Annotated in this window: 14 protein-coding genes; 8 read left to right on the top strand and 6 right to left on the bottom strand. The window is 61.5% G+C overall.

All coding sequences use genetic code 11. The features are described from left to right. The first annotated feature begins 219 nt into the window (after nt 1-219). The gene (locus JC200_RS11830) at nt 220-2,484 is read left to right on the top strand and encodes a Tex family protein (RefSeq protein WP_443111820.1); all 2,265 of its coding nucleotides are present in this window, start codon (nt 220-222) and stop codon (nt 2,482-2,484) included. 266 nt (nt 2,485-2,750) lie between these two features. Here the strand turns inward: JC200_RS11830 and JC200_RS11835 are convergent, their stop codons facing one another. Next, complete coding sequence (locus JC200_RS11835) at nt 2,751-3,941, bottom strand: multidrug effflux MFS transporter (RefSeq protein ID WP_274436531.1); 1,191 nt, start codon at nt 3,939-3,941, stop codon at nt 2,751-2,753. 168 nt (nt 3,942-4,109) lie between these two features. Between JC200_RS11835 and JC200_RS11840 the strand changes: the two genes are divergently transcribed. Next, on the top strand, nt 4,110-4,556 hold the full coding sequence (locus tag JC200_RS11840; protein ID WP_274431906.1) for a hypothetical protein: 447 nt from the start codon (nt 4,110-4,112) through the stop codon (nt 4,554-4,556). 879 nt (nt 4,557-5,435) lie between these two features. Here the strand turns inward: JC200_RS11840 and JC200_RS11845 are convergent. Beyond that, nucleotides 5,436-6,407: a hypothetical protein gene (locus tag JC200_RS11845; RefSeq protein WP_274431907.1), complete on the bottom strand. Its 972-nt coding sequence runs from the start codon at nt 6,405-6,407 to the stop codon at nt 5,436-5,438. Between the two features lie 325 nt (nt 6,408-6,732). Between JC200_RS11845 and JC200_RS11850 the strand changes: the two genes are divergently transcribed. Then, nucleotides 6,733-6,951: a hypothetical protein gene (locus tag JC200_RS11850; protein WP_274431908.1), complete on the top strand. Its 219-nt coding sequence runs from the start codon at nt 6,733-6,735 to the stop codon at nt 6,949-6,951. A gap of 239 nt (nt 6,952-7,190) precedes the next feature. Here JC200_RS11850 and JC200_RS11855 read toward each other — a convergent pair whose 3' ends face one another. Next, nucleotides 7,191-8,396, bottom strand: coding sequence for a pyridoxal phosphate-dependent aminotransferase (locus tag JC200_RS11855; protein ID WP_274431909.1), 1,206 nt, complete (start codon nt 8,394-8,396; stop codon nt 7,191-7,193). 180 nt (nt 8,397-8,576) lie between these two features. Here JC200_RS11855 and JC200_RS11860 point away from each other — a divergent pair, with 180 nt between their 5' ends. Continuing rightward, nucleotides 8,577-9,011, top strand: a complete 435-nt coding sequence (locus tag JC200_RS11860) for a hypothetical protein (RefSeq protein WP_274431910.1) — start codon at nt 8,577-8,579, stop codon at nt 9,009-9,011. A gap of 646 nt (nt 9,012-9,657) precedes the next feature. On the opposite strand, the gene JC200_RS11865 is transcribed toward JC200_RS11860, so the two are convergent. Beyond that, on the bottom strand, nt 9,658-9,783 hold the full coding sequence (locus tag JC200_RS11865) for a hypothetical protein (protein WP_274431911.1): 126 nt from the start codon (nt 9,781-9,783) through the stop codon (nt 9,658-9,660). Nucleotides 9,784-9,835: 52 nt separating this feature from the next. Then, a complete protein-coding gene (locus tag JC200_RS11870; protein WP_274431912.1) occupies nt 9,836-11,884 on the bottom strand; it encodes a transglycosylase domain-containing protein in 2,049 nt (682 codons plus the stop codon). Nucleotides 11,885-12,111: 227 nt separating this feature from the next. Here JC200_RS11870 and speE point away from each other — a divergent pair, with 227 nt between their 5' ends. Genes speE through JC200_RS11890 form a run of 4 tightly spaced genes read left to right on the top strand, consistent with a single transcriptional unit; the run spans nt 12,112 to nt 15,851 of the window. Next, nucleotides 12,112-12,942, top strand: coding sequence for a polyamine aminopropyltransferase (speE, locus tag JC200_RS11875; protein WP_274431913.1), 831 nt, complete (start codon nt 12,112-12,114; stop codon nt 12,940-12,942). After that, nucleotides 12,942-13,835: an agmatinase gene (speB, locus tag JC200_RS11880; protein ID WP_274431914.1), complete on the top strand. Its 894-nt coding sequence runs from the start codon at nt 12,942-12,944 to the stop codon at nt 13,833-13,835. Before speE ends, speB begins: the two co-directional genes overlap by 1 nt. Next, nucleotides 13,832-14,209 carry a small, acid-soluble spore protein, alpha/beta type gene (locus JC200_RS11885; protein WP_274431915.1) on the top strand — a complete coding sequence of 126 codons (378 nt, stop codon included), beginning with the start codon at nt 13,832-13,834 and terminating at the stop codon, nt 14,207-14,209. The genes speB and JC200_RS11885 overlap by 4 nt, the downstream gene beginning before the upstream one ends. Next, on the top strand, nt 14,187-15,851 hold the full coding sequence (locus tag JC200_RS11890) for a sigma-54 interaction domain-containing protein (RefSeq protein WP_274431916.1): 1,665 nt from the start codon (nt 14,187-14,189) through the stop codon (nt 15,849-15,851). Before JC200_RS11885 ends, JC200_RS11890 begins: the two co-directional genes overlap by 23 nt. Nucleotides 15,852-16,215: 364 nt before the next feature. Here JC200_RS11890 and JC200_RS11895 read toward each other — a convergent pair whose 3' ends face one another. Continuing rightward, the gene (locus JC200_RS11895) at nt 16,216-16,473 is read right to left on the bottom strand and encodes a hypothetical protein (RefSeq protein ID WP_274431917.1); all 258 of its coding nucleotides are present in this window, start codon (nt 16,471-16,473) and stop codon (nt 16,216-16,218) included. Nucleotides 16,474-16,594: the final 121 nt, after the last annotated feature.

The following is a 16,594-nucleotide window of genomic DNA, read 5'->3' on the forward strand; positions in this document are numbered from 1 at the left end:
CAGGTTGGCCAAAGCGCATTTGTTGGCGTGCATAACCGCTACATTGTGAGGAGACGGCCACGGGCAACCGTGGCCGTCTTTCGATCGGTTCAGGCCAAGTGGCCTTCGTGGCGTAGAGCGTGAGGATGAAGAATGTGGACACAGGACGCTGTAGTGTGCCGCGGGTCAGACCGACAGTGTACAATAGGCGTTACATGTGCCAAGAAAGGACGATCTCAGTTGTACGAGTTGAAAACCCCTGACTATCCGGCCGTGATCGCACGGACCTTGAATCTGAAAGTGCAGCAAGTACGTGCTGCCGTTCGACTGATGGACGAGGGCAACACAATTCCGTTCATCGCCCGTTACCGCAAGGAGATGACGGGTGAACTCGACGAAGTCCAGCTACGCGACATTTCTGCGACGTACGAGTCGGAGCAGAATCTGTTTACGCGCAAGTCCGACGTGCTCAGGCTCCTCCAGGAACAAGGTGTGCTCGCGGACGAAGCGACCGCTCAGACCCTGGTGCCGAAGATTACGGCAGCAACTTCGCTGACTGCGGTCGACGACCTGTATCGCCCGTACCGCCCGAAGCGCCAGACGCGAGCTTCTGTGGCGCGCGACCGCGGACTCGAGCCGCTCGCCAACTGGCTTGAACAGGCGGACCCGAGGACGACCGCTGACGCAGTGGCGAAAGAGGCGCTACAATACGTCGCACAGGACAGCGAAGTGCCGAGCATCGACGCAGCGGTTGCGGGTGCACTCGACATTCTCGCGGAGCGCATCGCGGACGATGCGGACAACCGCCAGTACATACGGGATACAACCACCAAGCGTGGGCAGATGCAGAGTACCGCGGTACATCCCGCTGCAGAAACGGTCTATGAGATGTACTACGACTATGCGGAGCCGCTGGTCAAGTTGCCGCCGCACCGCGTGCTCGCGATGAACCGTGGCGAGCGTGAAGAGGTGCTGCGCGTGTCAGTCACTGCGCCAGAGGAGGAGATTCTCGCCTCCCTCTACCGCCGACACGTCGACCGTCGGGCTGGCGCAGGCCATGCTGTGGCCGGTCGTTCCGGGGCCGACTGCGCTGCTTACAGTGAAGGCAGCGTTGGCGCTCTGCGTCAGGCGGTGTGCGCGGACGCGTACAAGCGACTGATCGCACCTTCTGTCGCCCGTGAGGTGCGGGCGGTGCTGACCGAACAGGCTGAGGCGCACGCCATTCAGATTTTCGGCACGAACCTGCGCCACTTGCTTCTGCAGCCACCGCTGCGCGGCAAACGGGTGCTCGGCGTCGACCCCGCCTATCGCACTGGTTGCAAACTCGCCGCCGTGGACGACACGGGTAAGTTGCTGGAGGTTGGCGTGATCTACCCAACACCGCCGCAAAACCGCGTGGATGAGGCGGCGGCTCGCGTGCTTGAACTGTTTCGCACCTACACAATTGAACTCGTCGCAATTGGCAACGGCACGGCGTCGCGCGAGACCGAGGCGTTCATCGCCGACTGCGTCCGCCGTTATCGGGAAGTGAGTGGGGAGACGGTGCCGTATGTGATGGTCTCGGAAGCGGGCGCGAGCGTGTACTCCGCGTCGCCGCTCGCGGGGGAAGAGTTTCCGGACCTCGACGTGTCGGAACGGAGCGCGATCTCAATCGCTCGTCGCCTCCAGGACCCGCTCGCCGAGTTGGTGCGCATTGACCCGAAGTCCATCGGCGTCGGCCAGTATCAGCACGATGTGTCGCAAAAAGAGCTCGGGCAACAACTGGGCACCGTGGTCGAGAGTGTCGTCAACCGGGTCGGCGTCGACGTGAATACGGCGTCACCGAGTCTGCTCGCGTACGTGTCGGGTCTCAACCGGACGGCAGCCAAGAACATCGTGCAGTATCGCGACGAGAACGGACGCTTCCGGGACCGCAGAGCCCTCTCCCGCGTGCCGCGCATTGGGCCAAAGACGCTCGAGCAGTGTGTCGGATTCCTGCGCGTTGTCGATGGCAACAACGTACTCGACGCCACGCCGATTCACCCGGAGTCCTACGACGTGGTCGCAAAGTTGTTGCAACGGACGGGAGAAACACAGGCGGTGCTCGTGGACACAGCTGCTCGCTCGGAGTGGCTGCGCCGATTGCGTGCGGAATCTGCCGAGAAGTTGGCCGCGGACGTCGGCGTTGGCGTCCCGACCTTGCGCGACATCTTGGAAGCGCTCGAGCGGCCAGGTCGGGACCCGCGAGACGATGTGCCAGCGCCAATTCTTCGCACGGATGTGTTGAAGCTCGAGGACCTCTCGGTTGGCATGGAGTTGACGGGCACGGTCCGCAACGTCGTCGACTTCGGCGCGTTTGTCGACATCGGCGTCAAAAACGACGGCCTCGTCCATATTTCCCAACTCTCGGACCGCTTCGTCAAGCATCCGACCGACGTCGTGGCGGTTGGCGACATTGTCAAAGTTCGTGTCACACAAGTCGACGTGGCCCGCGGCCGATTGGGCTTATCGATGAAGTCTGTGTAAGTCAAGACAGGGCCGGGACGGCTGTATGGGCGGACCGGCTTGTAGGGCCGGAACGGCTTGTAGATGCGTGTCGAGCGGCGTCGTGGTCGTCCCTCAAGTGCGTGGGAAATGTTTGGGGAATAACACGATTGTGGTCGACATTTCCCGGGAAATGTCGAACGGGCACGGCGGGGAAATGAACATCATTTCCCCGAACGCTGCGACAGAGCCACCGCGCCGGTTGGTGGCCGTGATGAGCAGCGCCTTGGACGCGCGCCGGTTGAACCCTATAGGCCGAGTGCGTTCTGCCCTGCATCGACGCCGCGAACCCGCCGGTTGAGAAGGACGAAACTGAGGACAGCGCCGATCTCGCACACCGCGATCACAATACCCATCGGCCCTGCCGCATGACTCCCCGCGATGCCGGTGAACGGCGCAACCACTGCACCGGCGAGTAGCTGTGGGACGCCAATTAGAGCCGCTGCGCTACCAGCCGCTTTGCCTTGGCTGTGCAGTGCCAGCGAAGTCGCCGTCGTGGAGACGCAGCCGACGCTGCTGACGACGAAGAACAGCGGCACGATGACGCCAAACAGGCTTGGGTGGATGACGATTACGCCGAGCAACACCACTCCGGCCACACCTGCCAGCGCAAGTCCACCTTTTAGGATGGACCGCTCCGTGTACCTCCCGACCAGTCGCCCAGCCACCTGGCTCGACAGGATGATGCCCGCACCGTTCACGGCAAACACCACGCTGAACATCTGCGCCGAGATCCCAAACATGTTCTGCAACACAAACGGCGACCCGGAAATATACCCGAACATCGCCGCGAACACCAGCCCCTGTGAACTGGCGTAGCCCATAAACGCGCGGTCGCGCAGCAGTCGCCCGAACGTCGCGAACGCGTGCCCCACACCGCCCGACGAACGTTTGCCTTGGGGCAACGTCTCGCGCAGAAACGCGATGACGGACACTGTGATGGCGATGCTCACCACACCGAGCACCACAAACACCCCGCGCCAACTGGTGAACCGCAGCAACTGCCCGCCGATGACCGGCGCTGCGATCGGTGCAACACCGCTGACGAGCATCAACAGCGCGTAAAACCGCGTCAACTCAGTACCGGAGTAAAGGTCGCGCGTCGCTGCCCGTGCGATCACGATGCCAAACGCCCCGGACAGCCCCTGCAGCAGGCGAATCGTGATCAGAAGCCAAACTGAAGGTGCTATTGCGCACAAAAACGCCGTGACGGTGTACACAGCCATCCCGACGATAAGCGGTCTGCGCCGTCCGAAGCGGTCGCTGAGTGGCCCGGCGACCAACTGCCCGAGCGCCAGACCGAGCAAACACATGGTCAGGCTCAACTGTGCGAATGACGCGTTTGTGTGCAGTTGCCGCGCGAGTGTGGGGAGAGAAGGCAGGTACATATCGATCGACAGCGGGGCAAGGCCCGAGAGCGCCCCGAACAGGAGCGCCATAGTATATCGTTGTCGTCTGTTCATGACCAGTTTCCTTTCATGTTAAGCGTTGATTTTACACTACAAACCGCCCGAATTCCAGATTTCGAGAGGCACAAGAGAGAGTGTCGCCATACAGTATGGGGAGGCCCCCGTTATAGGGGCGAATGGGACAGAGGAGGGGAAACCGTGCCGAAGAAACCAGTCAAGCGTGTTCGTCGGCAACTGAAGCAAGGTGCGGCAAAGAACACGACACAACCGACGAATCGTCCTCCGCTCGCAGCAAACCAACCCGTTGCAGCAGCCGGTCAGAAACAAGCCTCTGGCTTTGATAACCTGAAGAGCAACCTGAGCGGGAAGCGGCGAGCGATCTTCGAGATCCTCGACGACGTCAAGAAGGTCAAGCCGGACCAGTGGCAGAATCCGAACGAAGTCGAGAACCTCGCGAAGAACTTCGCCAGCAAGTTGGGGCTCCCGGTTCCGGAGCAACGGATTAAGCAGTTTGTGAACGCCTACAAGGACGCCACAAAGAACGGCCCGAATGCGAACGTCGACGAACTCGTCCAGAAGTACGGCCAAAACATCGACGACAAGACCGTCAAAGAGATCAAGAAATTCGTCCCGAAGTCGAAGTAAGCGAAGCCTGGCGCTTCGCTTCTTCATGAAGTCGGAGTCAGCGAAGCCTGGCGCTTCGTTTGTTTATTAGAATAGCTGAGCGATGACTGATTACTGTGGTATCGCAGTTCCGTCACGGTGAGTGCGCCCGGCACTAGGGGATCACGTCCCTTGGGCCGGGCTGTTTTGCGTCGCCGCTGGCTGGGCAGCCCGTGGGTTGGACGCGCGGGGCGGGGTGGCACGGGTTGGGTGGCACGGCGGGGGCGGGGCCACGATGGGGATAGCGCCATAATGGCGCTATCAGCGACTGGCCAGGGTGAATAGCGCCAAAATGGCGATAACGGTGGAGCTGCGACAGGGGATAGCGCCATATTGGCGGTAACAGGGTGAATAGCGCCAAAGTGGCGGTAACGGTCGGGATCGCGACAGGAGATAGCGCCAAAGTGGCGGTAACAGGGTGAATAGCGCCAAAGTGGCGCTAACGGTCGGGATCGCGACAGGGGATAGCGCCATATTGGCGGTAACAGGGTGAATAGCGCCAAAGTGGCGCTAACGGTGGAGCTGCGACAGGGGATAGCGCCATAATGGCGGTAACAGGGTGAATAGCGCCAAAGTGGCGCTAACGGTCGGGATCGCGACAGGAGATAGCGCCATAATGGCGGTAACAGGGTGAATAGCGCCAAAGTGGCGCTAACGGTCGGGATCGCGACAGGGGATAGCGCCATATTGGCGGTAACAGGGTGAATAGCGCCAAAGTGGCGCTAACGGTCGAAACCACGAAGGAGATAGCGCCATAATGGCGCTATCAGCGACTGGACAGTGTGCATGCCGACAATCTGCAGCGGCGGTGTCTGGGAAACAGGGGCCAACGTTCAAAGCGCAATCGGCCAGGCGCACCCGTCACCCTTGCTGCCCCCCAGGGGCTTGCCCTCCAGGTTGCTGCCCGTAGCCCGGTTGCTGCCCGTACCCCGGCGGTTGTCCGTATCCGGGCGGAGGACCATAAGGCTCCGGTTGGATCCATTGGCCGGGTTGACCCCACTGCCCAGGCTGGCCATAGGGGTTCGGTGCTCCGTACGGCCCGCCCTGCCCCATGCCGCCCTGCCCCATGCCGCCCTGGCCTGCGCCGGGCTGGCCTTGACCACCAGCCGCTCCCGCTCCTTGACCTTGCCCAGGCTGCCCACCCTGACTACTCTGCCCACCCTGGCCGTTGGCAGGTTGACCTTGCGCGGATTGGGTCGGATTCTGGGTTTCTGTCGACCCGCCTGAACTGTCGCTGTCATCGCCGGATCCCTTGAAGATCTGCCCGCCAATCGGCGAGTTCATGAGCGCGACCAGGATGCTGGTGAAGTCCTCGGTCGTCAAGTTCTTGCCCTTGTATTTCACCAATTTGTCGAGCACGCCGCTCTCTTTGAGGGAGTTGGACGTCACATAAAAGGTGTCAAGCATTTGGTCGGCTTGCTGCAAGTACCTCATCCAGTTCTTTACGGTCCCGCGCAGGTTTCCGACTGTCTTTAGCGACTCCTGCAAATTCTTCGGTGACAGCAGCTGCGACAGTGAACTGGTTTTGGACTTGGACGCCGGTGCGTTACCCGTCCCTGTCGATTTGGAACCGCCTTTGGGCTGGCGTTTCGCAAGTCCAGTGGCGTTTCCAGGACGTTTGCCCGATCCCGTTTTTCCCGTCCGCCCCGCAGGCGCACGCGCCGGTGCCTTGGCTGCCTGCCGCGGTGGGTTGCCTTTTGCTAACCGGATGTCGTTTATGAGCGCTCCGCGAACCTTTGGACTTGGCTTCGCGGTTGCATCGAGCGCTCTCAGCTGTCGTTCGAGTTGGCGCAGGCGCTGTGTAGGTGTCGTGCGGGATCTGCGTGTGCCCATGGTTCCACCCCCCAACCCACAAGTTCTCGCTACCCCATCTTATGGCCCAGCGTAAGAATGGTGCGGAGAACTTGACCGGGCGAACGCCTTTGGCAGTCACGTTGGGAACATTACCGGACTAGTCTGGGGCGATCACGCAGTCACCTTTGGCGACCGCCTCGGGCAGTCACGTTGCGCGTGCCGCTTCGGACTGCGCCTCAAAATCCGTTTCACGGTCGGCATCGGCGTGTCGCGCCTCATCTCCAAATTGCCCCTCTGCGTTCGGATAGCGACTGGATAAGGGGCGTAGACTACGGACTGAAAAGATGGGGGAGGTGAGGTAGATATGCGTGATCAGGTGGAGCGTTCCCTTCACGCCAAATACGGCGGCGTTCACTTTACGCAGCTGCAACCGGCGCAGGCCATCAACGAGTTCGTCCGCGCACTCCCGGATGACAAGCGCGACAGCATCTTCGAGGTTATGGAGGAACTCGACCGGGCCGGCTACATACGGCTTGAAAACGATGAAGCATGGTTTGATCCCGAAGGCGAACAACACCCGTAGCAACCTCTGCCAGCGTTCGCTCGACTATGTATGCAGCGAGGCCCCGCTTCTCCGCAAAAGCCTGCGGTTGTTGAGCGGGGCCTAATATTGTTTGCTGCTGTCAGATACGTAGGGTCAGACATGCCCGGTCAGATACGCCGGGTCAGATACGCCGGGTCAGGCATGCCCGGTCAGACATGCAGGCAGGCGCGGTCGGAGTCAATCGACGTGTCCGCGAGTTTGTACTTCAGAGCGCGTTTCTACTTCAGGGACTTCACGAAGCGGCCGATGCGCTCGAGCGCCTCTTCCACCTCTTCGTACGAAACCGCGTAGGACAATCGGATGTTTTGTGGAGAGCCGAATGCACCGCCAGGAACGGTGGAGACCCACTCGCTCTCGAGTAGAGCTTCGCACACCTCGTCGGCTGTCTCCAACACCTTGCCGCTATGCGGACCGCTGCCATGGAAGGTCTTGCCGAACAGGCCCGAGACATTTGGAAACGCGTAGAATGCGCCGTCCGGGAGTACGCACGTGATCCCAGGTAGTGCATCTAGGCCAGCCACAAGCGTGTCGCGGCGGCGTTCGAACTCGTGAACCATGGCGGGATCAAACGAGTCAAAGGCGACGAGGGCGGCGTGCTGCGAGATTGTCGAAGGGCTGCCGGACGCATGGCTCTGCAGGCTGGTCAGCGCCTTCGCGATATCTGGCGGGGCGGCGACGTAACCGAGGCGCCAGCCGGTCATCGCGAACGCTTTCGAGAAACCGTTGACGACGATCGATCGCGATAGTAACTCGGGCACGAGTGCCGGCAGGCTCTTGTGTTCGACACCGTAGACGAGCCGCTCGTAGATCTCGTCCGTCACCAAGTAGACGTCGTGACGCAGCAACACTTCGCCGAGCGCGCGCAGCTCTTCTTCCGAATAAACTGCGCCGGTCGGGTTGGACGGCGAGTTGAGGAGCACCGCCTTCGTTTTTGGCGTGATCGCGGCCTCGAGTTGGTCGGGGGTCATCTTGAAGCCAGTGCGCTCATCGCACGAGACAATCACGGGCACTGCGCCTGCGAGGCGGATCTGCTCAGGATATGACACCCAGTAGGGGGCGGGGAAGATGACTTCGTCACCGGGATCACAGAGGCAAAGAAACACGTAGTAGAGGGAGTGCTTCGCGCCGGACGAGAGCACAATCTGCTCGGGCGCATAGGACAGCTGGTTCTCGGTCATCAACTTGCGGGCGACGGCGCGGCGCAAATCGAGGCTACCGGCCGCGGGCGTGTAACGGGTGTAGCCGTCGGCGATGGCCTGCATGCCGGCAAACGCGACCGCGACGGGTGTGTCAAAGTCAGGCTCGCCGACGCTCATGTTGATGACTGGCTGCCCTTCGCGCATGTACGCCTTCGTCTTGGCGTCCATGCTGACGGTGGCTGACGGAGTGATGTTGCGAACGCGACTCGACAAACGGCTTTCCACGACTGGACACCTCTCGCTCTGTCCGCTCCGGCCTCCGCCTCAGCGGTTGTTTGCCCAATTGTAGCACAGAACCGTCGAGGCTGAGGCTGAGGCTGAGGCTGAGGGCTGAGGCTGAGGCTGAGGCTGAGGCTGAGGCTGTGACGGTGACGGTGACGGTGACGGTGACGGTGACGGTGACGGGTGGCTGCAGCGACGCAGGTGTCGCTGCAGGCGGGGGGATGCAGGGACGGACAGGCGGCGAAGGGCAAAATGTCGCTGCGCGCCTTCCGCGCAGCCATTAGCGACAAAACGACACGTCAGGCGGCGGGATCAACCGCGTGGCGGAGCCTTCGGCTCAGCTATGTGATCGAAATCGACACATGGAGGGGCGTGCGGTTTGGCTATGTGATCGAAATCGACACATGGCAGGCGGCAAGGCTCGGCTATGTGGTCGAAAACGACACATGGAGGGGTCTGCGGCTCGGCTATGTGATCGAAATCGACACATGGAGGGGTCTGCGGCTCGGCTATGTGATCGAAACCGACACATGGCAGGCGGCAAGGCTCGGCTATGTGATCGAAATCGACACATGGCAGGCGGTAAGGCTCGGCTATGTGATCGAAACCGACACATAGCAGGCAGCAAGGCTCGGCTATGTGATCGAAATCGACACATGACGGTGCCTACGGCTCAGCTATGTGATCGAAATCGACACATGACAGGCGGCAAGGCTCGGCTATGTGATCGAAATCGACGCATGGCAGGCAGCAAGGCTCGGCTATGTGATCGAAATCGACACATGACAGGCGGCAAGCCTCAGCTATGTGATCGAAATCGACACATGACAGGCGGCAAGGCTCGGCTATGTGATCGAAATCGACACATGACAGGCGGCAAGGCTCGGCTATGTGATCGAAATCGACACATGACAGGCGGCAAGGCTCGGCTATGTGATCGAAATCGACACATAGCAGGCAGCAAGGCTCAGCTATGTGATCGAAATCGACACATAGCAGGCAGCAAGGCTCGGCTATGTGATCGAAATCGACACATAGCAGGCAGCAAGGCTCGGCTATGTGATCTAAATCGACATATGACTGGCGCTGACACTTGGCGATGTTATCGCTAGCGACACGGACGGCTCGAAACTCTCAGATTCTGTGGCAACGTGCGGAACGCAATGTTGAAAATGTCGCGCCTCCCGCGCAGCCATTAGCGACAAAATCCCCCTCGCGGCGGCAGTCGCGGCCGGACGCGGGTGCTGCAGCGACGCTGGTGTCGCTACAGGCGGGAGGCCGAACACCGGCACGGCCAATCGCCGACCTCGGCTGTTCCATCCGTTCCATCCGTTCCATCCGTTTCATCCGTTCCATCCGTTCCATCCGCGTCCTCCGCGTGCCTCCGCATGCCTCCGCGTCCTCCGCGTCCTCCGCGTCCTCCGCATGCCTCTGCGTCCTCCCTACCACCACCGGCGCAGCCACGCAGGCAGCGGCGGCATGTGAGAGCCCGGGGCCGGGTCGACCGCTACCTTGTGCAGGGAGCACGACTGGGTCGGTTCGGTGCCTGTCAAAAACCAGTCGGTCTCGCGGTTGTGGCAGGCGGGGGTTGCGAGTTCGGCGGTTGCCGGGTCGATCGTTCGCTGCACGACGCCACCGGGCGGTGCGTACCAGCCGCTGGGAATGTGCTGTTGCGCCACGCCCATGAACTTCGCCCAGACTGGGCCGGCGAGGTGCGACTCATCCAGTGTCAGTGCGCGTCCATCGTCGTAGCCGACCCAGACCGCGCAGACGACGCGCGGCGTGTAGCCGACCATCCAGGCGTCGGAGTCCGTGGTGCCCGTTTTCGCTGCAGCCGGGCCGCGCAGGTAGTGGCGTTCCCCGTAGCCCGTGCCGCCCGGTTGGAAAACGCTCTGCATCAAGTCACTCATTTGGAACGCCGCTTGCGGCGTTACCACGCGGGTCTTTTTCGGTGTCGTCTGCCACACTTGCGTGGCGTGGGCGTCGCGGACTTCGCTCACCGTGTACGGGTCGACGCGGAAGCCGCCGTTCGCGAGCGCAGCGTAGGCGGTTGCCATCTGCAAGGGACTGGTCGGAAACACGCCGAGCGCGAGCGACGGGTACGGTTCGAGGGGAGTCGTGATCCCCATCTCGCGCGCCGCGCGGACGACCTCGAAGGGGCCAATGTCGAGGTTGGTTGTGACGGCGTACACGTTGTCCGATCGCGCTATTGCTTCGCGCAGGGTCAGCGGGTGGTGTGCGTAAAAGTCGCCGTAGTCGTGCACCGTGTACTGTTTCTCGCGGTCGTAGATGAACGTGGTCAACTCGCTCTGCACTTCGCGCGACGGCTGCCAGCCGTGTTCGAGCGCGGCTGTGTACAAAATCGCTTTAAAGGTCGATCCCGGCTGTCTCTCCGCGAACGTCCGGTTGTAGGCGCTAGTCTCGTAGTCGCGGCCGCCTTGGAGCGCCAAGACGGCGCCGGTCTCAGGGTCGAGCGCGACCACCGCCGCCTGCAAGTGGCTGTTCTTCGGCAGAGTCGTGGCGATGGCGCGCTCGGCGGCTTCTTGAAGAACGGGATCGAGCGTCGTCACAATCGTCGTGTCACCCTTGTACAAATCCTCGCTTGTCAGGTTGTAGCGGCGCTCTGCCTCTTCAATCGCGGTCGACGTGAAGTAGGGCGCCTTGACTGGCGGGGTGCGCAGGGTCGACAGGTGCAACGGTTCCCGGTAGGCAGCGACGGCCTCGTTGCGCGTGATGTAGCCAGCTTTGACCATGCGCATCAAGACGACGTATTGGCGCTCCTTAGCTGCGTGGAAGTCGACAAACGGAGAGTACAGGCCCGGACCGTTTGGAAGGCCAGCGAGCATTGCGCACTCCGCTAAGTTCAGGTCCTGCACAGGTTTATTGAAGTACAACACGGCCGCTGACCCTGCTCCGTACGCGCCATGTCCGAAATAGACGACGTTCAAGTACTGTTCGAGGATTGCGTTCTTCGACTCGTGCAGTTCCAACTGCATCGCGAACAACGCTTCTTTAAACTTGCGCGTCACGGTCCGGTCCTGATTGAGAAAGAGGTTTTTGGCGAGTTGCTGCGTGATTGTCGAACCGCCTTCTACGATGTGTCCGTGCCGCGCGTCGACGAGCAGCGCGCGCACCGTCGCTGGCAAGTCGAAGGCGCGGTGTTGGTAGAAGTGCGTGTCTTCGACCGCGATGGTCGCGTGTTGAAGGTCGCTCGGAATGTCGGAGAGAGACGTTTGTTCGCCGCGGGCCGCCCGTAGGGACCAAACGGCGAGCGTTTTCCCTGACGCCGTCACGACTCTGGTTGGACTCGCGTCATTGGTGGCGGGAAGCGGAGTTGCGCGCAATACTAGAAGCAGCGCCGTCATACTGCCAAAGCCTGCAACAAGCGGCAGGGCAAAAGCCTTCGCCCAGACGTCGGGTTTACGCCACCACGGGCTGCGGTACGTTCCGTCGGCGGCAGGCGCTTCCATCTGGGTCGGCTCGTACGACATCCTTCTGGCCCTCCTCATCGCCTCTCGCGCATCCTGCGAGAGCCGCGCCAGTCTTACTGGCAAAGTCGCCGTTAGTATGCGCACACCCGCTTGTCTCCATGCACTGCGCGTGAATTCGACTGTTTGCCGCCATTCCTTTTGATCATCTGCGCAAACTACCTCTATAATGGGGATGCCCTTGGCCTTGGACCAAGGGCGATACGCGACTTAAGGGAGGCGTCCAACCCGTGTCAGATGCACACTTTTGGTTTACCGAATACCAGAACAATAACCTTTCGATTGGCCTGCGCATTAAGCAAATCATACATAGCGAGAAGACCGACTTTCAGACGCTCGATGTCGTCGAAACGGTTGAGTACGGGCGGCTGCTCGTGCTCGACGGCTGTGTCATGACGACGGACAAAGATGAGTTTGTCTACCACGAGATGCTCTCGCACGTCCCGATGCACACGCACCCCAACCCGAAGAAGGTGTTGGTTGTGGGCGGCGGTGACGGCGGTGTCATCCGCGAAATTATCAAGCACCCATCCGTTGAGAAGGCGGTGCTCGCCGAGATTGACGGGCGCGTCATCGAGGCGTCCAAAACCTACTTTCCGCACATCGCGAGCGGTCTGTCCGACCCGAGAGTGGACGTGCAGGTGACGGACGGGATCAAATACGTGGAAGACCATCCGAACGAGTTCGACATTATCCTCATTGACTCGACAGACCCGATTGGCCCGGCTGTCGGACTCTTTGCCAAAGACTTCTACCAGAGCGTCCATCGCGCCCTCAAAGACGACGGCATCATGGTCGCGCAGACCGAATCGCCGTTTGCCAATGCGAAGCTGATTAGCAGCGTCTACAAGGACGTCTCCGAAGTGTTCCCGCAGACGCACCTCTACCTCGCCTTTGTGCCCACCTACCCGACTGGTATGTGGAGTTTTACGATGGGTAGCAAGAAGTACGACCCGAACGCCGTGACAGAGTGCCGCGTATCCGGTACCAAGTACTACACCAACGCAGTGCACAAGGGAGCGCTCGCGTTGCCGCCGTTCGTACAGGAGTTGACGCGCTGATGAGCAGTTGGCTTCCTGGCGAAGCGTCTGGACACACGTTCAATCCCGCTTACTCCGGCAACATCTTCATCGGCGCATCGCAGGACTTTGCGGGCGCAAAGACCGTGATTTACGGGATGCCGATGGACTGGACGGTGTCGTTTCGCGGCGGCACGCGCCTTGGCCCCACGCGTATCCGCGAGGTGTCGCTCGGACTTGAGGAGTACAGCCCGTACGTCGACCGCGACTTGTCGGACATCGCGTTCTTCGACGCCGGTGACATCCCGCTCCCGTTTGGCAACCCGGCGGCGAGCGTGGAGCGTATTTACGACTACGTGGCGACGCTGTTTCGAGCGGGCAAGTTTCCGCTTGGCCTCGGTGGCGAGCACTTGGCGTCCATCGGCTCAATCCACGCCGCTTGGGAAGCGCACCCGGACCTGCGCGTCATCCACATCGACGCCCACGCCGACCTGCGCGAGCACTACGAGGGCGAGGAAAACTCACACGCGACCGTCATCCGCAAAGTCTGTCGCGGCATCGGGCCAGAGCGGGTGTATCAGTTCGGGATTCGCTCGGGCAGCCGCGAAGAGTGGGCGTACGCCCGCGCCAACACGCACTTCCACCCGTTCGATGTCGTCGAGCCGCTGAAGAAGGTTCTGCCGGAACTGCGCGGTGTGCCTGTCTACGTGACGTGGGACATCGATGTGTTTGATCCCGCTGACGCCCCTGGCACCGGCACCGCGGAAGCTGGCGGTATCACGTCGCGCGAAGGTCTGGCGGCGATGGAACTGCTGCGCGAGCTGCAGGTCGTCGGCTTCGACCTGGTCGAGGTCTCGCCACCGCTCGACCCGTCGGAACAAACGCCTATCTTGGCCGCGAAGCTGGTGCGTGAAGCGCTGCTGTCGTTCACGTGACGTCCCGCCGGGCGGAGCCGAAACGCGACAGCACCAGCAACGCTGACGCGCGCGACGGCCTCGCCCTGCGTAACTTGATGGAAGCGATGCGCTACGAAGTTGCGCAGGAACTGGGCGGACCTGGCGCCGCAGAGGGTCAATTTGGCGACTGGACCACCGCGCAGAGTGGGCGGTTTGGTGCGATCCTCTACAAGCGTGCGAAAGCTCTGCTGGCGGCGCAGGGACAGAGCGGTGCAGCGGCGAAGTATGAGACAAGCGAGGCGTTGGTGCCGGAAAACGGGCGGGATCTGACGGAGGATTCTGTGCCGAAAAATCGGCGATCGCCAAAAAATCGGCACAAGGGGAACCCCCATGCCAAGCAAAGAGGTCAATGAGCAGTGGCTCACCGCCATTCTTGACACCATCGATGAAGGCATCCACGCGGTCGACATTGACGGTGTGACCATCTTCTACAACGGAGCGGCCGCCCGGATGGACGGCTTGTCGGCTGCGGACGTGATTGGTCGTCACGTCCTTTCGGTGTTTCCTTCGCTGGGGCAGAACACAAGCACGCTGTTGCAAGTGCTGCGCACCGGCCAGAGCATTCACAATCAGCCGCAGACGTACACCAATTTCCTCGGCGTCACGGTGCACACCGTGAACGCCACGTTGCCCATCCGCGTTGATGGGCAGGTCGTTGGAGCACTTGAGATCGCGAAGGACCTCACGCAGGTTCGCCGCCTCTCCGATCAAGTCCTCGCCCTCCAAGCGGAGGTTCTCGGTGGTGCGCGCAAGCCGCGCCGCCGCGGCCAACCGGACACCACGTCGCACATTGCCAGCTACACGTTTTCCGATATTTTGACGCGCGACCCGCGGATGGAAGACGTCAAGAGTCGGGCAGCGCGCGCAGCGCGCACTGCATCCCCCATCCTCGTCTACGGCGAGACCGGCACCGGTAAAGAGCTGCTCGTGCAGGCAATCCACAACGCCAGCCCGCGTCGCGAAGCGCCATTTCTCGCGCTGAACTGCGCCGCGCTGCCGGGGACGCTGCTCGAAGGCATTCTTTTCGGCACGGTGCGTGGGAGCTTTACGGGATCGGAAGACAGACCGGGCATGTTTGAACTCGCAGACGGCGGTTCGCTGTTTCTAGACGAAATCCAGTCGATGCCGCTCGAACTGCAAGCGAAGCTGCTCCGCGTGCTGCAGGAGGGCGAGGTCATGCGCGTTGGCGACACGCGTGTGCGCAAGCTCGATGTCCGCGTGATCGCGGCGATGAACCAGACTCCGGAGTCCGCCGTCGACGACGGCACCCTTCGACGCGACTTGTACTACCGCGTCAACGTCGTCCGCCTCGACATTCCCCCGCTACGTGCGCGCCGCGGTGACATGGGTCTGCTGACCGAGCGTTTCATTACCAAGTGGAACGCTCGCTTCGCGAGCGAAGTGACAGGTATCACGCCGCGCGTTGCGCACCTCTTTGCAGAGTACTCGTGGCCCGGCAATGTGCGCGAACTCGAAAACGCCATCGAGGCGGCGATGAACCTCGTGTCGTTCGGCGACATCGACGGCGACGCCTTGCCGGCTCACCTGCGTGAGCGGCTGGAGGCGGACGCCGACGCCGATGCCTTCGGTGCGACGGCCTTCGGTGCGGCGGCAGGCGGCGGTGGCGACGGCGGGGACGAGCTGCGTCGCGCGGCGGCCTTTGGTGCGGCGGTGGCAGGCGGCGGTGGCGGGCTGGGTCGCGCGGCGGTGGGACGCGAGTGGGTGCCCTGGCTGGCGGAAACTGGCCTTGACGCGCTGTGGACTGGGCTTGGGGACGCAGCGGTAGGGGAGAAAGAAGGTCTGGCGGCACAAGGACTCGGCGGGCAAGGACTTAACGCGGCCGTACCAGCTTGGCCGAGCGTGCAGACCGCGATCGAGCGCGTCATCATCGAACGCGCCCTCATCGCCGTTGGCGGCAACGTGGCCCAGGCAGCAAAGAAACTCGGCCTGCCGCGCCAGACCCTGCAGTACCGCATGCAGCAGCATGGGTTGTAGTGGGAAGTCGATGGGCGTTGCATAGGGGCCTTGGCGCCTCGGAGGCTGAGTTGTCTTCGGCCATATTGGCGGTAATGGACTCATAGCGCCAATATGGCGCTACCGAATGTGTGATAGCGCCATTTTGGCGCTATTTGGCCCAACTAGACTCCAATAGCGCCAAATTGGCGCTATGCTGGGGCAAGTGGCGAGAGATTGCGCCATTATGGCGCTAAGCATGGGAGATTTGACTCGGTAGCGCCATTATGGCGCTATACCCACCTGCAATAGCGCCATAATGGCCGTATAGCTTATCGCTACGCGTGGTTTGCGCCAATTTGGCGCTATCAGATGTTAGCCACCTATTGATAGCGCCATATTGGCGTTATCCTGCTCGGCATGGGTCGAATAGCGCCATATTGGCGCTATTCAGGCCGACCTTTGCGCCAAATTGGCGGTAACTACCCGATAGCGCCATTCTGGCCGTACGAAGCGGTCGATCCCGGTGGTTAGCCACGACCTTTGCGCCAAATTGGCGGTAACTACCCGATAGCGCCATTCTGGCCGTACGAAGCGGTCGATCCCGGCGGTTAGCCCCGACCTCTGCGCCAAATTGGCGGTATGGCCGCTTCGGCCGCCGCACCCCCACATCCCCCCGCCGCCACATCACCCCCCACCACACCTCCGACAACACGCCCTTCCTTCACAATCCAATTGGTCTTGGCATGGTTCTTGCATTATCTCTTCGTGAGAAGGTCTGCTCT

Source organism: Alicyclobacillus sp. ALC3 (genome assembly GCF_028751195.1).
Classification (GTDB): Bacteria; Bacillota; Bacilli; order Alicyclobacillales; family Alicyclobacillaceae; genus Alicyclobacillus_L.